This window comes from Amycolatopsis sp. NPDC058340 (assembly GCF_042723975.1).
Classification (GTDB): domain Bacteria; phylum Actinomycetota; class Actinomycetes; order Mycobacteriales; family Pseudonocardiaceae; genus Amycolatopsis.
Genome location: NZ_JBHXIB010000013.1, coordinates 162053 through 186417, shown reverse-complemented (window position 1 = coordinate 186417; position 24365 = coordinate 162053). Strand labels below are relative to the sequence as shown.

Genomic DNA, 24365 nt, shown 5'->3' with positions numbered 1-24365 from the left:
GGCCCCCTTCCCTCGGCTCAGCCGAGGGAAGGGGGCCTTCACGCGCTTCACGGAGCCCCGCCGGATCGCGTTTAGCGGGCTAAACGCGATCCGGCCATCAAGCCGTCAGGAGACCACCAGCGCGTAGTCCGCATCGGTCGCCGACGTCTCCGGGTGACCGTCCGCGTTCACCTGCGTCGCCACGACCTCCACCGTCCAAGTACCGGCGGCCGGCTTCTCGAGGATGACGTTCTCCACCGTGTCGACGGTGTTCGGCGACCCGCCCGCGGTCGAGAAGTTGCCCGCCTTCAGCCCGTTGTTGCCGTAGTAGACGGTCCCGTTCGGCGCGGTGACCTTCAGGGTCAGGTCGTTGACCCTGGCGACCGTCGCGCTCGGCGAGCCCGCCGGGTCGGTGTAGGCCAGCGTGGCCTTGAACTGCTTGGTCCCGCTCACCGCGACCGTGTACTTCTTGGACTGCCCGGTGCCCAGCAGGTCGGTCTCGTTCACCAGCACCGGCAGCTTCCAGCCGTTCGCCTTGGCCTGTTCGTGCAGGTACCGCACGTTCGCGGTGCCCCAGCCCTGATGCGTCCGGGTCATGTCGTGCGAGGTGCCGCTGAACGCGAACTGGTCGGCCCCGTTGATCAGCAGCGCCTTCGCGGTCGCGGCGTGCGGGCGGCTCGCGAAGACGTCGCGGCCCTTGCCGGGTCCGCCGTCGAACACGCCGTCGGCCCACATCTGGAACAGCAGCCCGGCGTTTCCGCAGGTGATCGGGGTCGCACCGCTCGTGCCGCCGAACGACGCCGTGTACGAGGTGTCACTGCCGGACGACGTGGTGTCGATCCGGTCGTAGTAATTCGACAGTTCCGGTTTGATCCGCCCGTCGGCGGCCGGGCCGATGCTGGCGCCGCCGTTCCACTTGTCGTCGGTGCGGCCCAGCGTGTCGTAGTGGTACTGCCCGCCGACCGAGAGCACGTTCTTCGACCAGGCCTGCGGCCGCGACTGCTGGGTGCCCGCGTTGCTCTGCGACTGGCAGATCAGCAGGTCGTGGTCGAAGACGATCTTGTCGAGCTCGGCGGAGACCGAGTTGTAGGCCGTGGTCAGCCCGCCGCCCCAGCTGTTGCTCTGGAACACCGCGCGGTACTTGCCCGCCGGGTCGACGAGCTCCTTGGTGTGGGCGTAGCGGTCCGGCTTGTTGTAGGTGGCGAAGATCCCCTGAGCCTCGGGCAGCAGCCCCCGCCGTGCAGCGCTCACACCCGACGCGAAGATCTGGCCGTACGTGGACGTCCCGTGGCTGGTGCTGGTGGAGTTCGATCCGTGCAGCACCGTCGGCCGCGCCTTGAACTCCTGGTGCGTGACGCGCAGTCCGCCATCCATCACCTCGCCGCGCACGCCCTGGCCGCGATAGCCGCCGACACTGTCGACGTAGTTCGCGCCGCTGCTCTCCCTGGCGTTGGCCATGTCGGTCTCGGGCGCGGTGATCGCGCCGACCGCGAGCACCTCGGCCCCCTGCGCCACGGTGGCGGCTTGACCAGGGCCGAGCTTCGCCACGATGTGCTGCCCGCTCTGCGATATCGCCTCGATGCTCCCGCCGAGCCGCAGGATGCGCTCGGCCACCGCGCGCTGGTCCCGCGCGTCCGATTCGATCAGCGTCACGAGGTAACCGCCCGTCGCGGCCAGTGAGATCTCCACCTTGTCGTCCGCCCGGTATTCGCCGAGCCACCGGACGAAATTCAATTTCGCGACCGATTCGCGGTTTTCCGGCTTCAGCCGGACCACATAGGCGAAATCGGGAATGTAGGTCCCGATCCGCACGCCGAGTGAACGCAATCGCCCACGCTGTTCGTCGGTCAGCGCGCTCCGGACCTGGAGCAGGTAGGCGCCCTTCCAGTCCTGGCTCGCGGCCGTCCGCTGGCTGAGCGGATCGAAAGTCCTGCTGGCCAGGCGGATGAACTGGGGATCTTCGGCGGCCGGGGCGGCGACGGCCACCCCGCTCGTCAGTAGCATCGCACCGACCAAGGGCGCGAGAAAGCGGACAGACTTCGACCGTGGCATGAAATACCTCCGGGGAGCTGGAGCAGGGGAGAGGTCTTTCGAAGGTACCGGCCGAAAAGTGCGATGATCAGCCGCTGAACGGCCCAGCCGTTCCCCGGCGATGCGGGAAATGGAGCATAAACGGTTAAAAACTGATTCAGGTGCTCTCGTCGATCGCCCCGCTGAACCGCGTCAGCCGCTCGCGTTCCTCTTCGTCGAGCCGTCGTGTGCTGCCTTCGGGCAGGACGCACGCGACCCAGATGGTGCGGCAGCGCGCGTAGACGGCCCGTTCGTCGCGCAGCCTGCTGTTCACCACGACGTCGCAGGTCCCGATCCGGCCGACCACGGTCTCCACCTCGACCGGGTTGTCTCGGAAGGTCAGCCTGCGCAGGTAGCTGACGTTGTGCTTCGCGATGAGATACGCCGGTCCCTTTGCCCGGAAAAGGTGCTCACGCCGCGGGTCGAGCAGCGCGACCTGGGCCTCCTGGAAATAGTCGAGCAACCGCACATTCCCGACGTGACCGAGGTGGTCCAGGTCGGCGACACGCAGGCGATGGCGGTGGAGGTGGATCTCGGGAGCGGGACGCGCACTGGTCGTCCCCAGCGGATGTGCGTGCACGAAGTGGATCTTGAATGATCGCGTGGTGTTCCGGCCGCGCGGCGCAACGGACACCGGCCCGGTTCACTCCATCAGGGCTTCGGAGAGTTCGCGGATCGCGGCGGTCTCGGCGGTGTGGATGTCCCCGATCATGGTGCCCATCGTGCTGAACAGATCGCGGACTTCGACGTCGGTGAACGGCGTTTCGTCGTTGTAGTGCGCGCGCAGCTTCCACATCTCCTCACCGGCGGCCGCGGCGGCGTCCTGCCCCGCGTCGCCTTCACGGACGCCCGCCGAAACCGCGCTGACCAGTCCGCGCATCCAGGCAAATTCGGCGTTCGACGCCGGAACGGCCGCCTCGGCCAGCTCCGCCCAGCGCTCGGCGATCCCGCGCCAGGTCGACGCCTGTTCGGCCAGCGCCGGGAGGTCGAGCAGGACGGCGGCCTCGGTGAGCGCGTCGGCGAACAGGCCGCGCAGATGCCCGCCCTCCATCCCGGCCGGGGTGACGCTCTCCCACACGTTGAACAGCGCCCCGACGAGCCCGCGCCGCTCACCGAACGCGCGCGGCCAGCCCTTGGGGTCACGTTCGTCGGTCATGGCTTTCGCCCATCGTCCCCAGGCGGGAAGCGAGAACGACTTCGACGGCTCCGAGAGCCTCCGCGCGCAGTCCGTCAGCCCGCCGCGCACGGCCGCCCGCCAGTCGGGGACGTCACCGGGCTCGATCGTGGCGAGCAGGTTCTTGTACGAGCCGACCCGGCCACGCGCGGCGTCGAACGTCTTCCGGTCGACCGTCAGCCGGGCGAGGTTCCGGTCGTCGACCAGCACCCGGCCGTCTTCCTCGCCGTACGCGACGACGAAGTGGCCGCCGCCGGACATCTCCGGCGGCAGCCGCCAGTAGCCGAGTGATTCGCGGTCGGGGAGGACGATCGACGGCCGTCCCGCTTCGAGATTCGCGGAAAGCCGTTTCGCGGCGGCACGTTTGCCGCCGGTGGTGTGGATGTCGGCGGCGAGCCCGAGACGGTCCACTGTGGACTTGAGCCATTCCTGCGGGTACTGCCAGCGTGCGCGGAAGCCGAACACGATCGTCGACATCGTCTCGTGCGCGAAGTCCCACAGGATGTAGCCTGCCCCGATCCCGCCGGACACGGCGAAGATCAACGCCTCGCCGGGCGCCTGACCGTCCGGCCCTTCGACACCGTGATGGGTCAGTACGGCGGTGACCGCCGAAACGTCGGGTTGCAGCCCGCCACGCAATGCGTACTCGCTCACCCCGCCATCATGCCCGCTTCGGCGTCAGAAGTCCCTGATCAGGGAAACCCTGCCGCGTAAGGGATCCGCTACGTACACCGTCCTGGTGCGCTGGTCGATCGTGACCGCGCCGGGGTTCACGCCGAGCGACAGATCGCCGGTGAGCAGGCTCGTCCTGCCGTCGATCCGGGCGATGCCGTTGGGTCCGCCGTTGGTGTAGACGGTGTTCGATCCTTCGTGGACCGCGAGCGCCGAAGATTCCGAACGCAACAGCACGGTCGCCTTCTCCTTGCGCGCACCCATGTCCACGATGGACAGATGGTGGATGGCCGAATTCGCGACGAACACCGTGCCGGACGCGCTGTGCACGGCGACGCCGGTCGGCGACTTGCCGACCGGGATCCCGCCGGTGAACCGGCCCGCGCCGATGTCGAAGATCTCCAGCGAGTCGGTGGCCGTGCTGGTGCAGTACGCGAGCTTGCGCCCGCTGTCGACCACCGTCGACGACAACCCCCGTGTCGGACCCGGGACCAGGTCCAGCAGGCGGCAGCCGACGCCGTCGATGACGGCGAGCGTCCCGGTGAGGTCGCTGACCGCGTAGATGCGGTTCGCCTGCTCGTCGACGTCGACACCGGACGCGCCGGGGCCGGCGGGCACCACGCTGACGACGTCGTTGGTCCGCCCGTCCAGGACGAGGACGGTCCCGGCGGGCGGGTTCGCCACGAAGACCCGGTTGGTCACCGTGTCCACGGCCAGCCCGGCGGGCTCGCCGCCGACCGGGATCACGTCACCGACCGTGCCGGACCGCGAGTCGAGGACGACGATCGTGCCGGTGGACGGGTCCGAGACGTAGGCGAAACCGGTGACGGAATTCACCGCGACCGCCTCCGGGGCGCCCCCGACCTCGACGAGGAGTACTTTCTCGGCTCTGGCCGCCGGGGCGAAGGCGACCGCGGAGGCACCGGCCGCGGCCAGCGTGAGCAGGGCTCGGCGGCTCAGTTCGGGTCCTCGCACAGGCGCCTCCCGATGATCGTTCCGGGCTTCGACGATAACCCGCGATCCGAGCACGCGAAGGAACTTCGCGTCCCCCGATCGCGTTGTTTCCGATGAGTAACCCCCACCCCTGAGAAGGAAAGGAGCAGGACGCCGTGCACAAGCACCAGAACGGCCTGAAGACCGTCGTCCTGCTCGGCCTGCTGTCCGCGCTCATCGTCGGGATCAGCGGTTTCTTCGGCCGGGGCGCGCTGGTCATCGGCCTGGTGGTGGCGCTCGGCGTCAACGCGTACGCCTACTTCAACTCCGACAAGCTGGCGCTGCGGGCCATGCGCGCGCGGCCGGTCTCCGAGGCCGAGCAGCCGGCGATGTACCGGATCGTGCGGGAGCTGGCGACCAAGGCGCGGCAGCCGATGCCGCGGCTCTACATCAGCCCCACCGTGGCCCCGAACGCCTTCGCCACCGGCCGCAGCCCCCGGCACGCGGCGGTGTGCTGCACCACCGGCATCCTCGACCTGCTCGACGAACGCGAACTGCGGGCGGTGCTCGGGCACGAGCTGTCCCATGTCTACAACCGCGACATCCTGATCTCGTGCGTCGCGGGCGCGCTGGCGAGCGTGATCAGCGTGATCGCCAACATCGCGATGTTCACCAGCGTCTTCGGCGGCGGCAACCGCGAGGACGGTGACAGCCCGCTGGTCGGGCTGCTCCTGGTGCTGATCGGGCCGATCGCGGCCGCCGTCGTGAAGCTCGGGGTGAGCCGCTCGCGGGAGTTCCAGGCCGACGCGTCGGGCGCGGAACTCACCGGCGACCCGCTCGGCCTGGCGTCCGCCCTGCGGAAGCTCGACAGCGGGACGCGCGCGGCACCGCTCGTGCCGGAGCCGAAGCTGGTCTCGCAGTCGCACCTCATGATCGCGAACCCGTTCCGTCCGGGCGAAGGCCTCTCGAAGCTCTTCTCGACCCATCCGCCCATGGCCGAACGCATCCGGCGCCTGGAAGACATGGCCCGCCGCCCCTACTGACGCCCGGATCGCGTTTAGCCCGCTAAAGGCGACGCGCCCCTCAGATCGCGTTTAGCCCGCTAAACGCAGGTCGGCCCGGGGATCTCACCTCGTGGGAGCGGGAATCGGGGGAGGGGGGCGCGAGTTCCCCGGGCATGGGTTCCGCACAGCAGTTGCACCTCGGGGTCGCGCTCGACGGGGCCGGCCGGCATCCGGCCGCCTGGCGGGTCTCCGGCGTCCGCCCGTCCGCGTTGTTCACCGCCGCCCACTACCTCGCCCACGCGAAGCTCGCCGAAGTGGCTTCGCTCGACTTCGTCACCCTCGACGACACCCTCGCGCTCCAACCCGGCGGCGAGGAGGTCGTCCGAGGCAGGCTCGACGCGTTGCTGACCTTCGCCGCGATAGCCCCCGTGACCAGCGGAATCGGCCTCATCCCGACGGTCACCACCACCCACACCGAGCCGTTCCACATCTCGACGGCCGTCGCGTCGCTCGACTTCGCGAGCCGCGGCCGCGCAGGCGTCCTCGCGGTGCCTTCGCGCACCGAGGCCGAGGTCGCGCACTTCGGCAGGCGCACCCTGCCGTCCGAGGTGGACGCCGAAGCGGAGAACGCCGAGGTCGTCGACGTCATCGCCCGCCTCTGGGACAGCTGGGAGGACGGCGCGATCATCCGCGACGAGCCGACCGGCCGCTTCATCGACCGCGAGAAACTGCATTACGTCGACTTCGAAGGCCGCTTCTTCAGCATCAAGGGACCTTCGATCACGCCGCGCCCGCCGCAGGGCCACCCCGTCGTCGCGGTGTACGGCGACTCGCCGTACGCGCACGGCGCCGACGTCGTCCTCGTCGACGAGATCCGCGGCGCCCGCGAGCGCTTCCCGGACGCGAAACTCCTCGCCGGCCTGTCGATCGTGCTCGCCGAAACCGAGCAGGCGGCCATCGAGCGTCGCCGGGCCCTGGAGGCCTATGCGCCCTTCGCGCCGGGCCCGAGTTTCACCGGAACTCCCGCCGGCCTCGCCACCGAGCTGCCCCGCCTCGCGGCATCCAACAGTCTCGACGGCTTCCACCTCCGGCCCGCGGTCCTGCCCGACGACCTGGCGCTCTTCACCGCCGAGACGGTGCCCGCGCTCCAGGCCGCGGGCGTGTTCCGGCAGGCCTACACCGGCGCCACCCTGCGCGACCATCTCGGTCTCGGGGTCGCCGCCAACCAGTACACGGAGGCGTGACAGATGCCCAAGCAGGTCAAACTCGCCGCGCATTTCCCCGGCGTCAACAACACGACCGTGTGGAGCGACCCGCGTTCGGGTAGCCAAATCGACTTTTCGTCCTTCGAGCATCTCGCGCGCACGGCCGAGCGGGGCAAGTTCGACTTCCTGTTCCTCGCCGAGGGTCTGCGCCTGCGCGAACACGCGGGCAAGATCCTCGACTCCGATGTCGTCGGGCGGCCGAACACCACCACCGTGCTGGCCGCGCTGTCGGCGGTCACCACCCGCCTCGGCCTCGCGGGCACGCTGTCGTCCACCTTCAACGAGCCGTACGAGGTCGCGCGGCAGGTCGCGAGTATCGACCATCTCTCCGGCGGCCGCGCCGCGTGGAACGTCGTCACCTCACCGGACGCGTGGACGGGCCAGAACTTCCGCCGCGGCGGCTTCCTGAAACGCGAGGACCGCTATCGCCGCGCCGAGGAATTCCTCGCCACCGTGCGTGAACTCTGGGACAGCTGGGCACCCGACGCGCTCGTGGGGGACAAGGAGAACGGCGTCTTCGCCCGGGGCATCCAGCGCTTTGTCCACAGTGGACCGCAGTTCGACATCCGCGGCGAGTTCACCGTCCCGCGCACCCCGCAGGGGCAGCCGATCGTCATCCAGGCCGGGGATTCCGACGAGGGCAGGGAGTTCGCCGCCAAGACCGCCGACGTCATCTTCAGCCGCCACGGCTCGCTGGAGAGCGGCAAGGAGTTCTTCGCCGACGTCAAGCGACGGCTGCCCGCGTACGGCCGCGAGCCCGGCGAGCTGCTGATCATGCCCGCCGCGACGTTCGTCCTCGGCGACACCGAGGAGGACGCGCACGAGCATGCCCGCGAGATCCGCTATCAACAGGTCCGTCCGGCGACCGCGATCCAGTTCCTCGAACAGGTCTGGAGCCGCGATCTCTCCGCCTACGACGCCGACGGCCCGCTCCCCGAGATCGACCCGGATCCCGACGCCGAACCGCTGACCTGGGGGCGAGTCCGGCACGAGAAGGATCCGCTGGCCGTGGCCGCGAAATGGCGGGCGATCGCGGAGGAGAAGAAGCTCTCCATTCGCGAACTGGTCATCGAGGTGACCGCGCGCCAGCAGTTCGTCGGCACCGCCCGGCAGGTCGCGGAATCGATCGACGAGTACGTCCAGAGCGACGCCGCCGACGGCTTCGTGCTGGTGCCGCATCTGACCCCGGGCGGGCTGGACGCGTTCGTCGACGACGTCGTCCCGCAACTGCAGGAACGAGGTGTCTTCCGGACCGACTACACCGGCGACACCCTGCGGGAACACCTGTTCAGCCGGTAGCGCCCTGGGTACGCGCGACGTTCATCAGATATTCGCCGTAGCCGGACTTCGCCAGCTTCGCCCCGAGCGCGAAGCACTGCTCCGCGTCGATGAAGCCCATACGCAGCGCGACTTCTTCGAGACAGGCGATCCGGACACCCGTCCGGTGCTCGAGGACCTGCACGAACTGGCCGGCCTCCAGCAGCGAGTCGTGCGTTCCGGTGTCGAGCCAGGCGAACCCGCGGCCGAGGTCGATCAGCGTCGCGCGGTCCTGCCGCAGGTAGGTGAGGTTGACGTCCGTGATCTCCAGCTCGCCGCGCGGGGAGGGCTTGAGGTCACGGGCGATCTCGACGACCTGGTTGTCGTAGAAGTACAGGCCGGTGATGGCCTTGTTCGACTTCGGCTTCTCGGGTTTCTCCTCGATGGAGAGGAGTTTGCCGTCGGCGTCGATCTCACCGACGCCGTACCGCTGCGGATCCTTCACCGGGTAGCCGAACAGCACGCAACCGTCGAGCGCGGTCGCCGCGGCCTGCAGCCTGCTGGAGAACCCCTGGCCGTAGAAGATGTTGTCGCCGAGCACGAGCGCGACGTCGTCGTCGCCGACGAAGTCCGCGCCGATGACGAACGCCTCGGCCAGCCCGTTCGGGGCGGCCTGCTCGGCGTAGCTGAAGCTGAGCCCGAACTGGCTGCCGTCACCGAGCAGCCGCCGGAAATGCGGCAGGTCGACGGGGGTCGAGATGATCAGGATCTCGCGGATCCCGGCGAACATCAGCACCGAGATCGGGTAGTAGATCATCGGTTTGTCGTAGACCGGTAGCAGCTGTTTCGATATCGCCTGGGTGATGGGATGCAGACGCGTCCCACTGCCCCCGGCCAGCACGATGCCCTTCATGCGATGCCCCCGCTTCGTAGCCGATCGCTCGGGATCTCACACTACCGGGTGGCTCAGAACGCCGGGCCCTTCGCGAAGTACGCCTTGCAGCCGAGGTTGTACTCGGTGGAGATCTGCAACACGTTCTTGCCGCCGTCGACCGGCAGCAGCGTCGAGCTGTAGTTGGGGCAGAAGTTGTTGTGGATCCCGACGATGTGCACCGGCGCGGGCAGTTCGTACCAGTGCCCGGCGCCGAAGTTGTCGTTGGCCAGCAGGACCTGGCCGTTCTTGGGCTGCGGGACCCCGGCGGCGTTGGTGTAGATCTGCCCGACCATCACCAGCCGCACCCCGTTCGGCCCGCCGGGGAAGAGCGTGATCGTCTGCGCGTGCTGGAAGTAGTTGCCGCTGGCGGTGGTGACGCGGGTGCCGGGATCGAGGGGATCGCCCCAGTTGGCGCCGTCGGAGGAGATCTTGAAGTACGGGTCGCAGTAGCGGTCGCGGTAGTTGCAGATCTCGTAGGCCAGGTAGTACCGGCCGTCGGGGAGGCGGCGGATGATCGGCATACCGGGCCGCACCCGATGCGGCGGGATGGCCATCGTGCGCTGTTTGGTACCCCAGTTCACCCCGTCGGTGGAGGCGACCCGGTTCATCACCTGCGCGAACTGCGGCGCCTCGGTCTCGTCGGCGTAGTGCAGCCACAGCGTGCCACCCGCGTCGACGACGAACTCCGGCTCCCAGATGCCGTCGTGGTTGTGCGAGCGGGCGGCCTCGGACAGGAAGGCCCACGAGCGCCCGGCGTCGCGGCTGTACCAGATCCTGATCCCGATCCGCCGCTGCGGACCGGCGTCCTGCCGGTAGCTCGCGGCCCACAGCAGGGTGCCCGCGCGAAGCCTGCCGACCCGCTGCGGCAGTTCGTACAGCGTTCCGCAGCACATGCCGCGGCGACCGTCGCGGTCGCGGACCTCGCCGATCTTGTGGAAGGTCTGGCCCTCGTCGGTGCTCTCCATGATCGGGGTGAATTTGCCGCTCGCGTCTTCGCTGGTCAGCGACGCGAGGATACGGCCGCGGCCGATCGAGGAATGCTCCAGCCGGATGAGCCGCGGGTACGAGCCGTAGCCGGGCACGAGCTGTTGGCGCTCCGCGGCCTGCGCGGACGTGAACAGGGACGCGATCACCGTGAGTGACAGCGCGAAGGCGAGTGCGGAGCTGAAACGGCGTTTCATCGTGACCTTCCTCGAACGCGATCGCCGGATTACAACACGGGCTTTTGTCCCTTTCGGACTCCCGAGGAGGCGTTGCGGCGGAAACCCACGTCCGAGTGGCCTGAATCGCTCGGCCGAGTGATCCGGTAACGCTGGGCTATCGACCGACGAAGATCGGATGACGGGTTCGACTAGGGGGAAACACGTGATCAGGCGCTTGTGCGCGGCCGCGAGTGCCGTGCTGCTGACCGCGGGCCTGATGGCCTGCTCGCCGCCGGCTCTCGGCCGCGTCGTCCCGCGGGCGGCCGCCCCGGACGGGCTGCGCTCGCCGACGACGATTCCCACGCCGACCACCACCCCGAAGCCCGGCCCGCAGCCGGAGGAGAAGCACTCGGGGAAGGGGAACGCGTCGGTCCCCATGACCTGGCCGTCGCGTATCGGCTTCGTGACCTTCGACTGTCCGAAGTGTTCCGGGCACGTCGCGGTCAACACCGAGAACGAGCTGATCGTCAACGACGTCGGCCCGTACAAGGGCACGCAGTGGATCAACGACATGCCCGGCCGTCAGGCGAAGACGTTCACCGTCAAGGCCAACGCCGCCTGGACGCTGACCATCACCGACGAAAGCGGCTTGCCCGCGCTCACGCCGGGCAAACCCCTGTCCGGCAAGGGCGAAGCGGTCTTCGCCGCGACCGATGGCGTCTCATCGGTCGCCATCACGACCAAGAACAGCGGCCGCACCGCGGTGTGGGTGCACAGCGGCGACTACTCGGAGCTCCCCGTGAACCAGCTCGGTGACTACAAGGGCAGCGTGCCCGTGTCCGGCCCGGCCTTCGTGTCGGTGGAAGGCGACGGGACCTGGACGGTCACCGCGTCCTAGGCATGACGAAGGCCACCTTCCGCGGAAGGTGGCCTCGCCGTCGCCGTGCTCAGCGGTAGTTCGTGAACTGCAGCGCGATCTCGAAGTCCTTGCCCTTCAGCAAGGCGATCACGTCCTGCAGCTGGTCCTTCTTCTTGCCGGACACCCGAAGCTGGTCGCCCTGGATCTGCGCCTGGACGCCCTTGGGGCCTTCGTCACGGATGAACTTGGCGATCTGCTTCGCCTTGTCCGACGCGATCCCCTGCAGGATCTTGCCGCCGATCTTGTAGATCTTGCCGGACAACGCCGGCTCGCCCGCCTCGAAGGCCTTCAGGGAGATGCCGCGTTTGATCAGCTTCTCCTTGAACACCTCGACCGCCGCCAGCGCCCGCTCCTCGGTCTCGGACTCGATCGCGATCGCCTCTTCACCGGACCAGTCGATCTTGGTCCCGGTACCCCGGAAGTCGAACCGCGTACCGAGTTCCTTGCTGGCCTGGTTCAGGGCGTTGTCCACCTCCTGGCGATCGACCTTGCTCACCACGTCGAAAGAGGGATCCGCCACGTGTTCTCACACCTCGTACTCGCTTGTCAGGAGCTTCCACCCTAGCCCTGCGGAACCCGGTTGACCGGCCCGCCACGGCATTGGGTATTCTTTCGTCTCGGCCGGGGACACCCGGCCACGGCGAGTTGCCCGAGCGGCCAAAGGGATCTGACTGTAAATCAGACGGCACTGCCTTCGGGGGTTCGAATCCCTCACTCGCCACACCAAAGCGGCCCCGTGACCCAGTCACGGGGCCGCTTTGTTTGTTGCGCGGGACACCTTTAGTTAGTGGTTAGTAACCAGTAACTTGGAGGTATGGCCGGACGGATGAGCGGACCCGAACGACGTGCCCAGGTGCTGGCGATCGCCGCGAAGGAGTTCGCGGAACACGGGCTGCACGGGGCATCGACGGAAGCGATCGCGAAAACGGCGGGGATCACGCAGGCGTACGTCTTCCGGATGTTCGGGACGAAGAAGGCCCTGTTCCTGGAGCTCGTCGAGGCCGCGTTCGAGCGGCTCAGTGCCGCGATGCGGGACGCGGGCGACGGGAAGACCGGCCTGGACGCGCTCTCGGCGATGGGGGCGCAGTATTTCGACCTCCTGGCCGACCGGACCGGGTTGTTGTTGCAGCTTCAGGGCTTCGCCGCGTGTGGCGACCCAGAGGTGCGGGACGCGGTGCGGTCGTGTTTCGCGCGGATGTGGGAGACGACCGAGGACGGTACCGGTCTCGATCCCGTGACCGTGAAGACCTTCCTCGCCTTCGGGATGTTGCTGAACACCGGCGCCGCGATGGACGTCGGGCAGGTCGACGACGGCTGGGCCGAGGGCGTCCGCACCCGGATCCAACCGGGGCTGTTCACACACATCACCACCGAGACGAACCGATGAGTGTCCCCGTCCGGCACGACGGGAGGCTGAGCCCCGCGCTGGTGTGCACGGCGCTGGCGGGTGCGGTCATCGGCAGCGTCGGGGCGCCCCTGATCACCCCGGTCGCCACGGGTATGCACGTCTCGCTGGACGCCGCGCAGTGGACCTTGACGGTGACGCTGTTCAGCGGCGCGATCGCGGGCCCGGTGCTGGGCAGGCTCGGCAGTGGCCCGTACCGCCGCGCCACGATCCTGGTCACCCTTGCTCTGGTCATGACGGGCGGATTGCTGACGGTGCTCCCGCTTCCGTACGCGGCACTGTTGGTCGGACGCGGCCTGCAAGGGCTCGGGGTCGCGGCCGGGGCGCTGTTGATGAGCGTCGCCCGCGCACATCTGCCGCCCGAGCGCGCGACATCGACGATCGCCGCCCTTTCGGTCGCGTCGACGGTCGGCATCGGCGTCGGCTATCCGGTGGTCAGCCTTCTCGACCAGCTCGCGGGACTGCGGGTCGCGTACGGATTCGGCTTCCTCCTGTCCGCTGTCGCGCTGGTCGTCGCCTGGCGTTTCCTGCCGGCCGAAGCGCCCGGCGAGCTTCCTCGGATCGACGTTCCCGGCACGCTGCTTCTCGCTCTCGGCACGCTCGGTGTCCTCCTGGTCATCGCCGAGCCCTCGATATGGACGACCGCGTGGCTGGGCGTCGGCGTTCTCACCGGCTCCGTCGCGGTCCTGGTCGGGTGGGCGTTCATCGAACTGCGCACGACGGCACCGCTGGTGAACCTTCGGTTGCTCGGCCGAAGTGCCATCCTTCGCGCGAACTTGGCGATTCTCGTGGCCGGGGCGGGGCTGTACCTCCTGTTCAGCTTGTTCACCCGCTACGTGCAGACTCCCGTCGGCGCCCACTACGGCTTCGCGCTTCCCGGCGTCGCCGCGGGCGCGGCGCTGATCCCGTTCTCACTGCTCGGATTCGTTGCGGGAAAAGCGATCCCGCAGCTCGTCGCGCGCCTCACCGAACGGTGGACGTACGCGTTGTCGGTCGCGATCGCCGTGACGAGCGCACTGCTGTTCGCCGCCGGCAACCGGTCGTTCCCGCTCGTCCTCGTCGCGATCGCCCTGCTCGGTTTCGCCGTCGGAGGTGTCTTCGCGGTGATGCCCAAGCTCGTGCTGGCCGGTGTGCCACAAGAGGAAACGGCCAGCGTGCTCTCGATCAACCAGATCGCCCGCAGTGTCGGGATGGCCGCGGGCAGCGCTCTCGCCGGCCTCCTGCTCGCCGCCGTCACCCCGGACGGCGCTTTGCTGCCCGCCCGGGACGGCTACCTCACGACGGCGCTGTGGGCGTTGCCTCCGCTCGTCGTCAGCGCGGCCATCATCGTCATGAACCGCGCTCCCAGACCGACACGTGTTTCGTGCTCTCGGCGGTGAACTCCGAGCGGTCCCAGTCCGCCCAGCGGTACTTCAGGCGCATTCCGGCGATACGTGCCATGAGGTCCAGTTCGGCGGGCCAGACATACCGGAAGGGGATGCGGCGGAACCGCCCCTGGCCATCCGATGTCACGGTGACGTGGTTCGACGTGAACTCCTGCGTGACCACGTCGTACTGGTCGAATCCGACATATCCGGGCCCCATCGCGAACGGGACGATGTCCTGTCCGGGCGGCAGGCGGCGCAGATCCGGCAGACCCACCTCGACGAGGAACAGCCCACCGGGGCGCAAATGCGCCGCCGCGTTGCGGAAGACGTCGACCTGCCCGTCCTGGGTGGTCACGTTGCCGATCGTGTTGAACACCAGATAGACCAACGAAAACTCGCCGTCCACCCGCGTTTCCGTCATGTCGCCGAGCGTGACGCCGACCGCTTCACCGCCCGGTTTGCCCGCGATCCGCGTGGCCATCGCCCGGCTCAGTTCGATGCCGCTCACCGGCACGCCGCGAGCGGCCAGCGGGATCGCGATCCGCCCGGTCCCGACGGCGAACTCGAGCACCGGACCGTCGGCCAGGTCTTCGAGGACGTCCACCGCGGGCGTCACCACTTCGGGCGCGTTCGCCCCGCCCGGCTCGTCGTAGTCCGCGGCCACGCTCTCGGGGAACCAGCCGTCCGAAGCGTCGTCTCCTGTCTCCGTCTCACTGATCACGGTCGCCGACGCTACGCGCGGGCGCCTGTGCTCCTCATCCCGTTTTCGCCCGCTGGGCGCTCACCGGCCGCGACCCCGTCGTTGCGGCCACGCGGGACGCGTATCCGGTTCGGCCAGGTCTTCGAGGTAGGTGTACTCGCTGAAGTCGTCGTCCGTCGTCGGCGCTCGCCGCGCACGCCGGGGTTCGGCCGGCGGAGGCTCCGACTCGAGCTCCGCGGCGACCTCAGCCAGCAGCGGCCACAGCTTCTCCTGGGCTCTGGGCGCGAACAGCGCCTGCGCGAGCGGGTGCTCGCAATTTCCGGTGGCGACCTCCTCCCAAGTGAACTTGCCTTCCCGGACGCAGGTCGCCGCCCGGGCCAGCCGTGGCTGGACCTCGGGCCGTTCCGACGCGCGACGGAACACCTCGGCCGTGAACTTCGACGCGTCGACCATGCGCGCCACCTCCGTCGTTCTCCCGTCGTCGAACCGGAGCACGACCCTACCGAGCGGCGGGTGAGCAGGGAATTCCCGCCGCACGACCCGGTGAAGCGTCAGTTCGGCGCCGCGCGGTAGCGCAGCAGAACGATTCCCGATGCGAACGCCTTCTCCTCCACCAGGCGAAGCTTCGGAACACCGGTGGCGCCCTCGAACAGCCGACGCCCCTCACCGACCACGACGGGATAGACGAACAACCGGTACTCGTCGACGAGACCCTCGGCGATGAGCGATCGCACCAGCGAGATGCTGCCGGTGGTCACGATGTCCTTGCCCTCGGCGGCCTTCAGATTCTCGATCTCCGAGCGCAGCTCACCGGAGAGCACCGTGGTGTTCTCCCACTCCGGCTCCGTGAGCGTGCTCGAGACCACGTACTTGTTCACTGAGTTGAGGTAAGCGGAAATACCTGTCGTGTCTTCGGTTTGGTGCGGCCAGTACCCGCGCATGTCTTCGAAGGTGACGCGCCCGAGCAGGAACGCGTCGGCGTTCTCACGTTGTTCCCGGAGCGTGGCCAGGACGTCCGACTGGTCCACGTCCGGATCGGTGTCGCCCGGGCTGAACCAGTCGCCCGCCAGTTCGATCACGCCGTCGATCGTGCAGTTCTCGGTGACGATCAGCTCCCGCATGGATCCGACAGTACCGCCGGCCACCGACAAGAATGGACCGGCGACCGGCTGCCCGCCCACGGATCCGTCGTCCTCCGCGAGTTCTACGTGTCGCCGTGAACAGCGCGCCTCGACGGATACCACGCCTCGCCCACGGGTTCGCCCGCCATGTTCCAGCTCCACGACACCTTCGGCGTCACGCGCGAATAGATGCCCGGGCCGACGATTCCCATCCGTTCGAGCGGGTCGGCGGCTTCGCCGTAGATCCGGACACCGCGGGCGATGAACGGGTCGAGTGAGACGAGGTCGTCCACGATCAAGGCGACTTTGCGTTGCCCCGCTTGGATATTGCGGAACTTCCGGGTCGCGAGGACCGACGCGCCCGCGCCGCCCACCCAGAAATGCGTTCCGTCGAACTCGAACGCCAGCGGGACGACGTCGGGCTGTTCACCGTCCGCCGACAGGGTCGCGAAGCGGGCCAACGGTTGCGAGCGCAGGTACGCGATCTCTTCTGCGGTGAAGGTCATGGCGTCATGATCCCCGCTCAGGCCGTGAGAAGCCGGGCACGGTTCAGGATCAGCATGTCGGTGACGAAACAGACCGGCGTGCCGTCCGCCGCCCGGCCGATCCAGGTCGGATAGCTGCCGTCTCCCCATCCGGTGGTGAACGCGATGATGTTGCCGTCGGCCCCGTCCAGGGTGACGTCGAGGTGCGGGTCCACCTCCTCGAACTTCTCCAGGATGTCGTCGTCCACCTCCTCGGGGAGGGCGTCGGCGTCGGTGAAGCAGCCTGTGCCGCTGTCCACGCCGTAGCCGTAGAACTCCCCGTCACCGAGGAAAAGCGCGTCCTGCCCAGGCCAGAGCGCCGCTTCCCAGGTGGCGACCGAGACGTCGGCGACGACGAGTTTTGCGGCCACGACCCGTTCGTGGGACGGTTCGTCGACGAACCGGATCACCGAGACCACTACCGGGTACTCGCCGGGAGGCACGGTGACCGTGAAATGCGCGGCGTCCGAATCCAGGAAGGCCGGATCCGCCGCGACGAGCCTGCCGCTGGTCATCCGGAGTTTCCCGGCGTCCCGAAGCTCGATCTCGACGACGCCATGGCTTTCGCTCAGGGAAAATCGCGTGCCCGGCGTGAACATTTCGTCGATACCGAAGGGGCGCAAGGGAACTGAGGGCCGCCAAGGGCGTTCTCCGACCGGAATCGGTGGATCGGTGACCGGGGTGTCCGGCGTCCGGAGGGTCAGCTGTTTCGAATTCGTGAAGGGTTGCCAATCGCCGAAGGCGGGCTTCGGCATCCTCAGCTCGGACAACGGCTTTCGCACGCGGCCGCTACTGGAACCGCCGCCGTAGCCACGAGGAGCCTTGTTCACCCAGCCGTCACCGTCGGGGCCGAAGGACAGCTCGGCCCGGCCGGCGTTCTGCTCGTCGAACTCCTCCTGGTCGTCGAAATGGTAGGTCCACTGCTCGACCTTCACGAGGAACAGCGCGCCGTCTTCGAGCACGCGGAACTCGAACAAGCCGCGACGCCTGCTCCGCTCGTCGAAGTGGGCGGAGCGGGCGAAGTGGTGCTTCCAAGCGATCTCGAGCAGTATCCGCGGCTCTTCGGTCCCGGGAAGCACCAACGCGACGGCGTACTGCTCCCCGGCGGCGTCGCGTTCCTGCGCGATACCGGGGGAGAACCTGCCGATCAGTGTGCGGGCCGCCGGGTCCCAGCCTTCGCAGTAGACGACGTCGAGCGAGGTCCCCTCAGACATGGAGCGAAACCTAGCGGTTACCCCCGACAAAACCCAGGGGCTATTCGCGGATCGCGTAGTCGCCGAAGGCGGGCTCCAGCAGCTCGAAAGCCCGCTGGGTCGCCTTCGTCAGCGCTTCGGCGATCTCGTCGTTGCTCTCGCCGGCGTGGGAACGCCGCAGTACCTCGCGAAAGAGGACACGGTCGATCGCGTTGAGCTCGGCGGCCGCCATGACCGGGGTGACGTCGTCCGCGTCGGCTCCGGTCTCGGTCGCGAGCAGTTCGGCGAGCGCCGCTTCGCGCAGTTCGTGCAGTTCACGCAGCCGCGCGGTCAAGGTCGGGCTCTCCAGCACCATTTTCGCGAAGACCGGCCCGGTGAAGCCGATCACGGGAGAGTGCTCCGCCACCGCGTCCAGGAAGGTACGTCGTAGCGCGGCCAGCGCCGACTCACCCGGCTTCCGGTCGCGGACGGCGTTCGCCAGCCCGGCCGTGAATTCCTCGTGCTGATCGAGTGCCAGGTCCTCTTTGCGCGCGAAGTAGTTGGTGACGGTCTTCTTCGCGACTCTCGCCGCGGCGGCGATCTCGGCGATCGTCGTCTCTTCGAAGCCCTTCTCGATGAAGAGAAGCGTCGCTTGGTCGGAGATCAGCTGCCGTGTCTCCTGCTTCTTGAGCTCCCGAAGGCCCACATCCGCGCTGGTCATGAGCGAAGTTTACCACCGTCGTAAAAATACCCTTGACTTCCGGTAGTTCGGATGTAAACTTACGTCCGTACTACCGACCGCGAGAGAAGAGGCTCCTTGACCGCTCGAATCCCCCAAGGCAACGAAGGCACCAACCGCGCCCAGGTCCGCCGGAACGACCGCCGTCATCAGCAGCCGTTCCCCGGCCGCTCGATGCCGGTGCGCCGCTCGATCGGCGTCCCGCGCCGCCGGTCGTACTGACCGCTCAGCTCGTCCGAAAACTCATCGCCGACCGAAGGGGATCGCCCGTGAACGTCCTTGCCTCCACCATCTCGTTGACCGTCGACGACGTCGCCGCGTCCAGCCGTTTCTTCACCGAGCACTTCGGCTTCGCCGAGCAGATGGCCGCGGAGGGTTTCGTCTCCCTCGGGCACGAAACCGCGAAAGTGACCATCGTCCTGCTTCAGGCGGGGATCGAGGTCCTGCCGGAGAACCTGCGGCAGCGGCGCGCGTCCGGCGTGATCGTGGCCTTCACGGTCGAGAACCTCGAGGCCGAGGAGAAGCGCCTGCGCGACGAAGGTGTCGAGATCACGTTGCCGCTGCGGGAAGAGCCGTGGGGAGAGCGTCTCTTCATGGTCACGGACCCGAACGGTGTGCCCGTGGAACTCGTGGAGTGGGTGCAGCAGTAAGGAAGCGGTCGAGCCTCGTGAGTGGCAAGGACGGTTAGAACCGTCCTTGCCACTCACGAGCTTTCCGTTGCGGGGGTTACTTCATCGTGGCGAGCTGGATCAGGTTACCGCAGGTGTCGTCGAAGACGGCGGTGACCACGGGTCCCATGTCGACGGGGTCCTGGGTGAACTCGACGCCGAGCCCCTTGAGTCGCTCGACCTCGGCGTACACGTCGTCGACGGCGAACTGGGTGAACGGGATGCCGTCGCCGGCCAGCGCTTTCTTGAACGGCTTTGCCGCGGGGTGCCCGTCCGGTTCCAGCAGCAGTTCGACGCCGTCGGGGTTGGCCGGGGAGACCACGGTGAGCCAGCGGGCGTCCCCGGTGGGCACGTCGTGTTTCTTGATGAATCCCAGTTTTCCGGTGTAGAAGTCGAGTGCCTTGGCCTGGTCGTCGACGAAGACGCTGGTGATGTTGATCCGGATCACGGGTTCGGTTCCTCTCGGTCGATGGGCCACCGCTCGACGATCGACCGCAGTGGGCTCGTGTCGATGTGGTGGAACTTGTAGCGGCCCTGCCGCCGGGTGCGCACCAGGCCCGCTTGTTCGAGCATCGCGAGATGCTGCGAGATGGCCTGCCGTGACGAGGTCAAGCCATGCTTCATGGTCAGCCTGCCGCAGATCTCGAACAGGGTCTGACCGTCCTTTTCGGTCAGCTCGTCCAGGATGGTGCGTCGCGTCGCGTCGCCGATCGCCTTGAACAGGTCGCCGTCCACGAACCAGTTATAGGCAAGTCGTCGCTTGCCTGTCAACTCGGGGTCAGGACCCGAGGTAGCGCAGGATGGCCAGGACTCGACGGCTGTAGCCGGCGGTGCTGGTCAGCCCGAGCTTGTCGAAAATGGCGTTCACGTGCTTCTCGACGGCGCTCAGCGAGATGAACAACGACTCGGCGATCCCGGGGTTCGTGTGGCCCTGCGCCATTTTCTCCAGCACTTCACGTTCGCGGACGGTCAGTTTCGCGAGCGGATCGGTGTGCGTGGTCCGCGCGAGCAACCGTCGGACGACCTCCGGATCGAACGCCGCACCACCGGCGGCGATCCGGTCGAGCGCGTCCAGGAATTCGCCCACTTGGGCGACCCTGTCCTTCAGGAGATAGCCGACGCGTTCGCCGTCGCCGGTGATCAGGTCCGCGGCGTAGCGCTTCTCGACGTACTGCGAGAGCACCAGTACCCCGATCTCCGGCCAGCGTTTCCGGATCTCGAGCGCCGCGCGAAGGCCCTCGTCGGTGTGGGTCGGCGGCATACGGACGTCCGTGACGATCACGTCCGGCCTGTGGGCGGCCGTCGTCGAGAGGAGCGCGTCGCCGTCGCCGACCGACGCCACGACCTCGTGTCCTTCTTCGACCAGCAGCCGGACCAGCCCCTCGCGCAGCAGGGTCGAGTCCTCCGCGAGGATCACCCGCACGGCAGCACCGCGGTCACCACTGTCGGGCCGCCGAGTGGACTGTCCACAGTGAACTGCCCGTCCGCCGCCGCGACGCGCATCGCGAGGCCGGAAAGCCCGCCGCCCGACTCTCGCGCCCCGCCCGTTCCGTCGTCGGTGATCCGTACCCGCACCTTGCCCCCGTCCCGCTCCACTTCGATGTCGATCCGCGTCGCCGCGGCGTGCTTGATCGTATTGGTGACCGCCTCGGAAGCGACGAAGTAGATGACGGTCTCGATCGCCGCCGGTGGCCGCCCCGGCAGGTCGAGCCGCAGGTGGACCGGGATGCCCGAACGTTCCGCGAGCGCCTCCAACGCGGGATGCAGCCCGTCCGCGTCCAGCGCGATCGGATACACCCGCCACGAGACTTCTCGCAGGTCCACCAGGGCACGCTGTGATTCCTCGTGCGCTTGCCGGAGCAGATCCGCCGCGTGCTCCGGGTCGGTCGCGCGACGGGCCCGGCCGAGCAGCATCCCCAGCGCGACGAGCCGCTGCTGGACGCCGTCGTGCAGGTCGCGTTCTATCCGGCGGCGCTCACCGTTGACCGCCTCGACCACTTCGGCCCGGCTGGTCGTGAGTTCAAAGAGCCGCCGTCGCAACTGTTCGCTTTTGCTGGGGCCGAAAAAGCGCTTCGCCAGCCTGACGTCCAGCGTCGCGGCTCCGATGAGCCCTTGCAAGGAAAGGAATACGAGTAACCCGCCGAAGAGGGTGGTGGTGAGCGGGTCGTACCAGTCTGCCGGTGCGCCTCCTCCGGGCGACTGACCTTCGAAGAGCTGAGCGGCGATTATCAGCCCGGAAGCGGCGCCCAGCAGGATCATGATGAAGATCGCGGCGCAGAGCAGGCCGATGACGCACCGCGGGACGAGATAGGCCATCGCGCGGCGATCGGTGTAGTTCGTGGCGTTCTCTTCGCCGAAGTACTTCTCCAGCCGTCGCCGTTCCACTTCGGACAGTGCACGCGCGCCGGCGAACACGGGCTGCCGCAGCGCGGGGACCGCGAGCGCGATTCCGCCGAAGAGCACGTAGAAGAACTCCGCGACAGCGGTCATGGCGCCGATCGCCAGACCGAGTGTGCCGCGGAGTGCTTTGCGCAGATAGCGGCGCATCGCTGCCGGAACGGGCATAACGCCAGGTTAGCGGGGTAGCCGAAGATCGGTACTGCGGTTTACCGCAGTGATTTGTGCCGCTTCACCCCAGTGTGCGGAACCCGGGCGATTCGTACGTTCGTTGATATCCGCAGACGACCACGAAAGGCCGCCATGAACCTCCTCCTCGCCCAAACCGCCAGTGAACCGATGGGAGGACTCGCCGGCTGGGCGGTGTCACTGATGGACGCGCTGGGCGGTCCGGGCGCCGCGATCATCGTCGGCCTGGACAACCTCTTCCCGCCGATCCCCAGCGAACTGGTGCTCCCGCTCGCCGGGTTCTCCGCCAGCCAGGGCACGTTCACGCTGGTGGAGGCGCTGGTGTGGACGACGTTCGGCTCGGTGACGGGCGCGATCATCGTGTACTACCTCGGCCTGCTGCTCGGCCGCGACCGCACCCGCCGCTGGATGGCGAAGATCCCGCTGGTCAAGACCTCCGACTTCGACAAGACCGAAGCCTGGTTCCAGAAACACGGCACCAAGGCGGTGTTCTTCGGCAGGATGGTGCCGATCTTCCGCAGCCTCATCTCCCTGCCCGCCGGAATCGAACGCATGCCGTTCTGGCGCTTCCTGACCCTGACCACGCTGGGCAGCCTGATCTGGAACACGGTGTTCGTCCTGGCAGGTTACGGTCTCGGGGAGAGCTGGCATCTGGTCGAGGAATACGCCGGGTTCTTCCAGTACTTCGTGATCGCCGCCGTCGCGGTCGCACTGACCCTCTTCGTGGTGAGCCGTCTCCGCGAGAAGTCCCGCATCGACGCCTGAGCCGTGCGGGGGCGCCGGGCCGTCGGGGCCCCCGCACGCCGGTTTCAGGACCGGAAGGGGCCGGTCACCTCGTAGGTGATCCCGCCCGAGGACGAGCCGGAGGTGCCGCGTTGCGACGAGAAGTACAGCCGATTCCCCGCCGGGGTGAACGCGGGGCCGCAGATCTCCGACGAGCTTTGACCGTTGATCCGCAGGAAGGGGGCCACGATGTCGTTCGGTGTGATGATGCAGATCTCCATGTTGCCGCCGTCTTCGGCGACGTAGAGGTCGCCCGACGAGGTCCCGGTGACGTTGTCGACGCCGGTCAGCGGGGCCGAGCCGGGGCTGACCAGCGAGTCGTCGTAGGCCAGCTCGTAGGTGCTGTTCGTCAGGTTGAGCTGCCAGACGCGGTTGTCGCCCTTGGTGGTGAACCACGCGGTGTCGTTGGCGTAGTGCAGTCCCTCGCCGCCGTTGAACCGCTTCGCACCGGACACCTGGTTGCGGGTGGAGGTGGGGGAGCCGTCGGGGTCGGGGACGTTCGCCCAGGTGAAGCTGCCCGAGGTCGCCGTACCCGCCTTGAGCACCTGCAACGTCCCGGTGGAGAGGTCGCCCCAGGTCGTCGGGACGAAGCGGTAGAAGCAGCCGTCCGAGGTGTCCTCGGTCAGGTAGACGACCTTGCGCACCGGGTCGGCCGCCGCGGCTTCGTGCTTGAACTTCCCCATCGCGGGCCGCTGGACGGCGGCCGTGGCCGGGCCGTTCGGCTGGCATTCGTAGACGAATCCGAGGTCGGTCTCTTCACAGGAAAGCCAGGTGTTCCAAGGAGTCTTGCCGCCCGCGCAGTTCTGGCGCGTGTTCGCCAGGATGCGGTGGGCGCCGGTGATGTTCCCGCTCGCGTCGAATTTGACCGCGCTCGCGCCGCCGCCGGGGGTGATCTCCGAGTTCGACACGTAGATCCAGCCGCTGCCGTCGGCGAACACCGCGCCGCCGTCCGGGGCGCTGTGCCAGGTGTATCCGGTGTTCGCGACCTGCTGGCCGGACCTCGCGATGACGCGGCTGGTGAATCCCGCCGGCAGCTGGATCCCGTTCGCGTCGGCCGCCTGGAGCGCGCCGTACGGGCTGGGTCCGTTCTGGGCGGGCGCGGCGAGAGCCGCTCCCGAGAGCCTGTTTCCGAACGCCGTGACGCCGGCGCCGACCACGGCCGCGCGCAGGAAATTCCGTCGCTTCACTCGTGCCTCCGAGACATCCGCTGATGTGGTGGTGCGGGATGGAGCGGCTCGGAGAGTACGGGCGGAACGGGACATCCAGGTGAATTCGCGGCGTATTCACCGCGAGGAGGGAACTTTCGTAGGGAACCTTCGCGCAGCACTATTTCTTTCGCTTTGCGAAGGCCCGGTGCTTCGGTGCCGCCGCGCTGTGCGGCTATTTCCAGCGCGACGAGTATCCGGTCGAACGGTGCGCATCCGCCATTGCGGTGGTGGCGACGTCCGATCAGGTGACGCCAGTCGGCGAGATACTCGTCGACGCCGAGCTCGTCCGGGACCGTCCTGAGCAGGGCGCGCAACAGGACTCGCATCTGGTTTTCGTTGCCGGGCAAGGTGTTCCGGGCCAGCAGGTCGGCCAAGGTGCTGCGGGACCAGCCGGTCGCGGCGGCCAGCGCGCGGATGCTGAGGCCGCTTCGGTCGCGGAGCTCGCGCAGCCGCGCCATGAACTCCGTTTCCGTGTTCATCGGGGTGCCTTGGCGGGCACGGTGTGACGGAGAACGGTGCCGAACAGGGCGATGGCGATCCCCGCGGCGATAGAGGCGCTGGTGCCGGCGAAGGTCAGCGCCGTGGTGAATGCGGTGAGAATGCTCAGACAGACGATCTGACCGGCCGAAACGCACCTGCGCCTCGGCCGCAACGGGGAAAGAATTCCTTGACTCATGACCTTGCCCTCTCAAGGATCACGCACCCCGGCTGGGTGGCACGCAATCTACGTTATCAAAACGTGA

At 68.0% G+C, this 24365-nt stretch carries 28 protein-coding genes and 1 tRNA gene; 10 read left to right on the top strand and 19 right to left on the bottom strand.

Translation table 11 applies throughout. From position 1 onward, the window contains the following. Positions 1 to 105 precede the first annotated feature (105 nt). The 4 genes from ACFWIW_RS18260 to ACFWIW_RS18245 form a co-directional block, all read right to left on the bottom strand. Positions 106 to 1983 carry a S8 family serine peptidase gene (locus ACFWIW_RS18260; RefSeq protein ID WP_378369483.1) on the bottom strand — a complete coding sequence of 626 codons (1878 nt, stop codon included), beginning with the start codon at positions 1981 to 1983 and terminating at the stop codon, positions 106 to 108. A gap of 184 nt (positions 1984 to 2167) precedes the next feature. Beyond that, positions 2168 to 2629, bottom strand: coding sequence for an acyl-CoA thioesterase (locus ACFWIW_RS18255; RefSeq protein ID WP_378369482.1), 462 nt, complete (start codon positions 2627 to 2629; stop codon positions 2168 to 2170). Positions 2630 to 2692: 63 nt separating this feature from the next. Next, on the bottom strand, positions 2693 to 3877 hold the full coding sequence (locus tag ACFWIW_RS18250) for a BtrH N-terminal domain-containing protein (protein ID WP_378369481.1): 1185 nt from the start codon (positions 3875 to 3877) through the stop codon (positions 2693 to 2695). A gap of 24 nt (positions 3878 to 3901) precedes the next feature. Further along, the gene (locus ACFWIW_RS18245) at positions 3902 to 4870 is read right to left on the bottom strand and encodes a YncE family protein (protein ID WP_378369480.1); all 969 of its coding nucleotides are present in this window, start codon (positions 4868 to 4870) and stop codon (positions 3902 to 3904) included. A 134-nt stretch (positions 4871 to 5004) separates the two neighbouring features. On the opposite strand from ACFWIW_RS18245, the gene htpX reads away from it, so the two are divergent. The 3 genes from htpX (at position 5005) to ACFWIW_RS18230 (ending at position 8396) form a co-directional block, all read left to right on the top strand. Continuing rightward, a complete protein-coding gene (htpX, locus tag ACFWIW_RS18240) occupies positions 5005 to 5871 on the top strand; it encodes a zinc metalloprotease HtpX (protein WP_378369479.1) in 867 nt (288 codons plus the stop codon). A gap of 134 nt (positions 5872 to 6005) precedes the next feature. Further along, positions 6006 to 7076: an LLM class flavin-dependent oxidoreductase gene (locus ACFWIW_RS18235; RefSeq protein ID WP_378369478.1), complete on the top strand. Its 1071-nt coding sequence runs from the start codon at positions 6006 to 6008 to the stop codon at positions 7074 to 7076. Positions 7077 to 7079: 3 nt separating this feature from the next. Continuing rightward, positions 7080 to 8396 (top strand): NtaA/DmoA family FMN-dependent monooxygenase, encoded by a 1317-nt coding sequence (locus ACFWIW_RS18230; protein ID WP_378369477.1) that lies wholly within the window; start codon positions 7080 to 7082, stop codon positions 8394 to 8396. On the opposite strand, the gene rfbA is transcribed toward ACFWIW_RS18230, so the two are convergent. Continuing rightward, positions 8386 to 9267, bottom strand: coding sequence for a glucose-1-phosphate thymidylyltransferase RfbA (gene rfbA / locus ACFWIW_RS18225; RefSeq protein ID WP_037332809.1), 882 nt, complete (start codon positions 9265 to 9267; stop codon positions 8386 to 8388). The genes ACFWIW_RS18230 and rfbA overlap by 11 nt on opposite strands. Positions 9268 to 9320: 53 nt before the next feature. Further along, positions 9321 to 10469: a sialidase family protein gene (locus ACFWIW_RS18220; protein ID WP_240595887.1), complete on the bottom strand. Its 1149-nt coding sequence runs from the start codon at positions 10467 to 10469 to the stop codon at positions 9321 to 9323. Positions 10470 to 10653: 184 nt separating this feature from the next. Here ACFWIW_RS18220 and ACFWIW_RS18215 point away from each other — a divergent pair, with 184 nt between their 5' ends. Further along, on the top strand, positions 10654 to 11328 hold the full coding sequence (locus ACFWIW_RS18215; protein WP_378369476.1) for a hypothetical protein: 675 nt from the start codon (positions 10654 to 10656) through the stop codon (positions 11326 to 11328). Positions 11329 to 11377: 49 nt separating this feature from the next. Here the strand turns inward: ACFWIW_RS18215 and ACFWIW_RS18210 are convergent, their stop codons facing one another. Beyond that, complete coding sequence (locus tag ACFWIW_RS18210) at positions 11378 to 11869, bottom strand: YajQ family cyclic di-GMP-binding protein (RefSeq protein ID WP_016331028.1); 492 nt, start codon at positions 11867 to 11869, stop codon at positions 11378 to 11380. Between the two features lie 119 nt (positions 11870 to 11988). On the opposite strand from ACFWIW_RS18210, the gene ACFWIW_RS18205 reads away from it, so the two are divergent. The 3 genes from ACFWIW_RS18205 (at position 11989) to ACFWIW_RS18195 (ending at position 14133) form a co-directional block, all read left to right on the top strand. Then, positions 11989 to 12070 (top strand) — tRNA-Tyr (locus tag ACFWIW_RS18205). 93 nt (positions 12071 to 12163) lie between these two features. Continuing rightward, entirely contained in the window at positions 12164 to 12736 is a 573-nt protein-coding gene (locus ACFWIW_RS18200) for a TetR/AcrR family transcriptional regulator (RefSeq protein WP_378369475.1), read from the top strand. Beyond that, on the top strand, positions 12733 to 14133 hold the full coding sequence (locus ACFWIW_RS18195; RefSeq protein ID WP_378369474.1) for an MFS transporter: 1401 nt from the start codon (positions 12733 to 12735) through the stop codon (positions 14131 to 14133). Before ACFWIW_RS18200 ends, ACFWIW_RS18195 begins: the two co-directional genes overlap by 4 nt. Here ACFWIW_RS18195 and ACFWIW_RS18190 read toward each other — a convergent pair. The 6 genes from ACFWIW_RS18190 to ACFWIW_RS18165 form a co-directional block, all read right to left on the bottom strand. Then, positions 14084 to 14842: a class I SAM-dependent DNA methyltransferase gene (locus ACFWIW_RS18190; RefSeq protein ID WP_378369473.1), complete on the bottom strand. Its 759-nt coding sequence runs from the start codon at positions 14840 to 14842 to the stop codon at positions 14084 to 14086. The genes ACFWIW_RS18195 and ACFWIW_RS18190 overlap by 50 nt on opposite strands. A 60-nt stretch (positions 14843 to 14902) precedes the next feature. Beyond that, complete coding sequence (locus ACFWIW_RS18185; RefSeq protein ID WP_378369472.1) at positions 14903 to 15274, bottom strand: hypothetical protein; 372 nt, start codon at positions 15272 to 15274, stop codon at positions 14903 to 14905. Between the two features lie 98 nt (positions 15275 to 15372). After that, a complete protein-coding gene (locus tag ACFWIW_RS18180; RefSeq protein WP_240595864.1) occupies positions 15373 to 15942 on the bottom strand; it encodes a dihydrofolate reductase family protein in 570 nt (189 codons plus the stop codon). Positions 15943 to 16025: 83 nt separating this feature from the next. Next, a complete protein-coding gene (locus ACFWIW_RS18175; protein WP_378369471.1) occupies positions 16026 to 16448 on the bottom strand; it encodes a PPOX class F420-dependent oxidoreductase in 423 nt (140 codons plus the stop codon). Between the two features lie 17 nt (positions 16449 to 16465). Beyond that, positions 16466 to 17680 (bottom strand): DUF4241 domain-containing protein, encoded by a 1215-nt coding sequence (locus ACFWIW_RS18170; RefSeq protein ID WP_378369470.1) that lies wholly within the window; start codon positions 17678 to 17680, stop codon positions 16466 to 16468. A gap of 40 nt (positions 17681 to 17720) precedes the next feature. After that, positions 17721 to 18359 carry a TetR/AcrR family transcriptional regulator gene (locus ACFWIW_RS18165; RefSeq protein WP_378369469.1) on the bottom strand — a complete coding sequence of 213 codons (639 nt, stop codon included), beginning with the start codon at positions 18357 to 18359 and terminating at the stop codon, positions 17721 to 17723. 96 nt (positions 18360 to 18455) lie between these two features. Here ACFWIW_RS18165 and ACFWIW_RS18160 point away from each other — a divergent pair, with 96 nt between their 5' ends. Then, positions 18456 to 18599, top strand: coding sequence for a hypothetical protein (locus ACFWIW_RS18160; RefSeq protein ID WP_158073309.1), 144 nt, complete (start codon positions 18456 to 18458; stop codon positions 18597 to 18599). 47 nt (positions 18600 to 18646) lie between these two features. Further along, positions 18647 to 19027, top strand: a complete 381-nt coding sequence (locus ACFWIW_RS18155) for a VOC family protein (protein WP_378369468.1) — start codon at positions 18647 to 18649, stop codon at positions 19025 to 19027. 76 nt (positions 19028 to 19103) lie between these two features. Here ACFWIW_RS18155 and ACFWIW_RS18150 read toward each other — a convergent pair whose 3' ends face one another. From ACFWIW_RS18150 to ACFWIW_RS18135, 4 genes are read right to left on the bottom strand one after another with little or no spacing between them, the layout of a single operon-like run. Continuing rightward, positions 19104 to 19493 (bottom strand): VOC family protein, encoded by a 390-nt coding sequence (locus ACFWIW_RS18150; protein ID WP_378369467.1) that lies wholly within the window; start codon positions 19491 to 19493, stop codon positions 19104 to 19106. Then, positions 19490 to 19780, bottom strand: coding sequence for a helix-turn-helix transcriptional regulator (locus ACFWIW_RS18145; RefSeq protein WP_073847289.1), 291 nt, complete (start codon positions 19778 to 19780; stop codon positions 19490 to 19492). The genes ACFWIW_RS18150 and ACFWIW_RS18145 overlap by 4 nt, the downstream gene beginning before the upstream one ends. 43 nt (positions 19781 to 19823) lie before the next feature. Then, entirely contained in the window at positions 19824 to 20468 is a 645-nt protein-coding gene (locus ACFWIW_RS18140) for a response regulator (RefSeq protein ID WP_378369466.1), read from the bottom strand. Then, positions 20459 to 21610: a histidine kinase gene (locus ACFWIW_RS18135; protein ID WP_378369465.1), complete on the bottom strand. Its 1152-nt coding sequence runs from the start codon at positions 21608 to 21610 to the stop codon at positions 20459 to 20461. The genes ACFWIW_RS18140 and ACFWIW_RS18135 overlap by 10 nt, the downstream gene beginning before the upstream one ends. Before the next feature lie 135 nt (positions 21611 to 21745). Here ACFWIW_RS18135 and ACFWIW_RS18130 point away from each other — a divergent pair, with 135 nt between their 5' ends. Continuing rightward, positions 21746 to 22396 carry a DedA family protein gene (locus ACFWIW_RS18130; protein ID WP_378369464.1) on the top strand — a complete coding sequence of 217 codons (651 nt, stop codon included), beginning with the start codon at positions 21746 to 21748 and terminating at the stop codon, positions 22394 to 22396. 44 nt (positions 22397 to 22440) lie between these two features. Here the strand turns inward: ACFWIW_RS18130 and ACFWIW_RS18125 are convergent, their stop codons facing one another. Together ACFWIW_RS18125 and ACFWIW_RS18120 are read right to left on the bottom strand one after the other, a co-directional pair. Then, the gene (locus tag ACFWIW_RS18125; protein WP_378369463.1) at positions 22441 to 23601 is read right to left on the bottom strand and encodes an alkaline phosphatase PhoX; all 1161 of its coding nucleotides are present in this window, start codon (positions 23599 to 23601) and stop codon (positions 22441 to 22443) included. Then, positions 23598 to 24101 carry a helix-turn-helix domain-containing protein gene (locus ACFWIW_RS18120; protein WP_378369462.1) on the bottom strand — a complete coding sequence of 168 codons (504 nt, stop codon included), beginning with the start codon at positions 24099 to 24101 and terminating at the stop codon, positions 23598 to 23600. The genes ACFWIW_RS18125 and ACFWIW_RS18120 overlap by 4 nt, the downstream gene beginning before the upstream one ends. Positions 24102 to 24365: the final 264 nt, after the last annotated feature.

Bases quoted from the DNA above. Each gene is read 5' to 3' on its own strand.
- ACFWIW_RS18230 (WP_378369477.1), top strand. From the start codon at position 7,080: ATGCCCAAGCAGGTCAAACTCGCCGCGCATTTCCCCGGCGTCAACAAC.
- ACFWIW_RS18220 (WP_240595887.1), bottom strand. From the start codon at position 10,469: ATGAAACGCCGTTTCAGCTCCGCACTCGCCTTCGCGCTGTCACTCACG.
- ACFWIW_RS18185 (WP_378369472.1), bottom strand. From the start codon at position 15,274: ATGGTCGACGCGTCGAAGTTCACGGCCGAGGTGTTCCGTCGCGCGTCG.
- ACFWIW_RS18180 (WP_240595864.1), bottom strand. From the start codon at position 15,942: ATGCGGGAGCTGATCGTCACCGAGAACTGCACGATCGACGGCGTGATC.
- ACFWIW_RS18120 (WP_378369462.1), bottom strand. From the start codon at position 24,101: ATGAACACGGAAACGGAGTTCATGGCGCGGCTGCGCGAGCTCCGCGAC.
- ACFWIW_RS18200 (WP_378369475.1), top strand. From the start codon at position 12,164: ATGGCCGGACGGATGAGCGGACCCGAACGACGTGCCCAGGTGCTGGCG.
- ACFWIW_RS18175 (WP_378369471.1), bottom strand. From the start codon at position 16,448: ATGACCTTCACCGCAGAAGAGATCGCGTACCTGCGCTCGCAACCGTTG.
- ACFWIW_RS18195 (WP_378369474.1), top strand. From the start codon at position 12,733: ATGAGTGTCCCCGTCCGGCACGACGGGAGGCTGAGCCCCGCGCTGGTG.
- rfbA (WP_037332809.1), bottom strand. From the start codon at position 9,267: ATGAAGGGCATCGTGCTGGCCGGGGGCAGTGGGACGCGTCTGCATCCC.
- ACFWIW_RS18135 (WP_378369465.1), bottom strand. From the start codon at position 21,610: ATGCCCGTTCCGGCAGCGATGCGCCGCTATCTGCGCAAAGCACTCCGC.
- ACFWIW_RS18260 (WP_378369483.1), bottom strand. From the start codon at position 1,983: ATGCTACTGACGAGCGGGGTGGCCGTCGCCGCCCCGGCCGCCGAAGAT.
- ACFWIW_RS18165 (WP_378369469.1), bottom strand. From the start codon at position 18,359: ATGACCAGCGCGGATGTGGGCCTTCGGGAGCTCAAGAAGCAGGAGACA.
- ACFWIW_RS18170 (WP_378369470.1), bottom strand. From the start codon at position 17,680: ATGTCTGAGGGGACCTCGCTCGACGTCGTCTACTGCGAAGGCTGGGAC.
- ACFWIW_RS18235 (WP_378369478.1), top strand. From the start codon at position 6,006: ATGGGTTCCGCACAGCAGTTGCACCTCGGGGTCGCGCTCGACGGGGCC.
- ACFWIW_RS18130 (WP_378369464.1), top strand. From the start codon at position 21,746: ATGAACCTCCTCCTCGCCCAAACCGCCAGTGAACCGATGGGAGGACTC.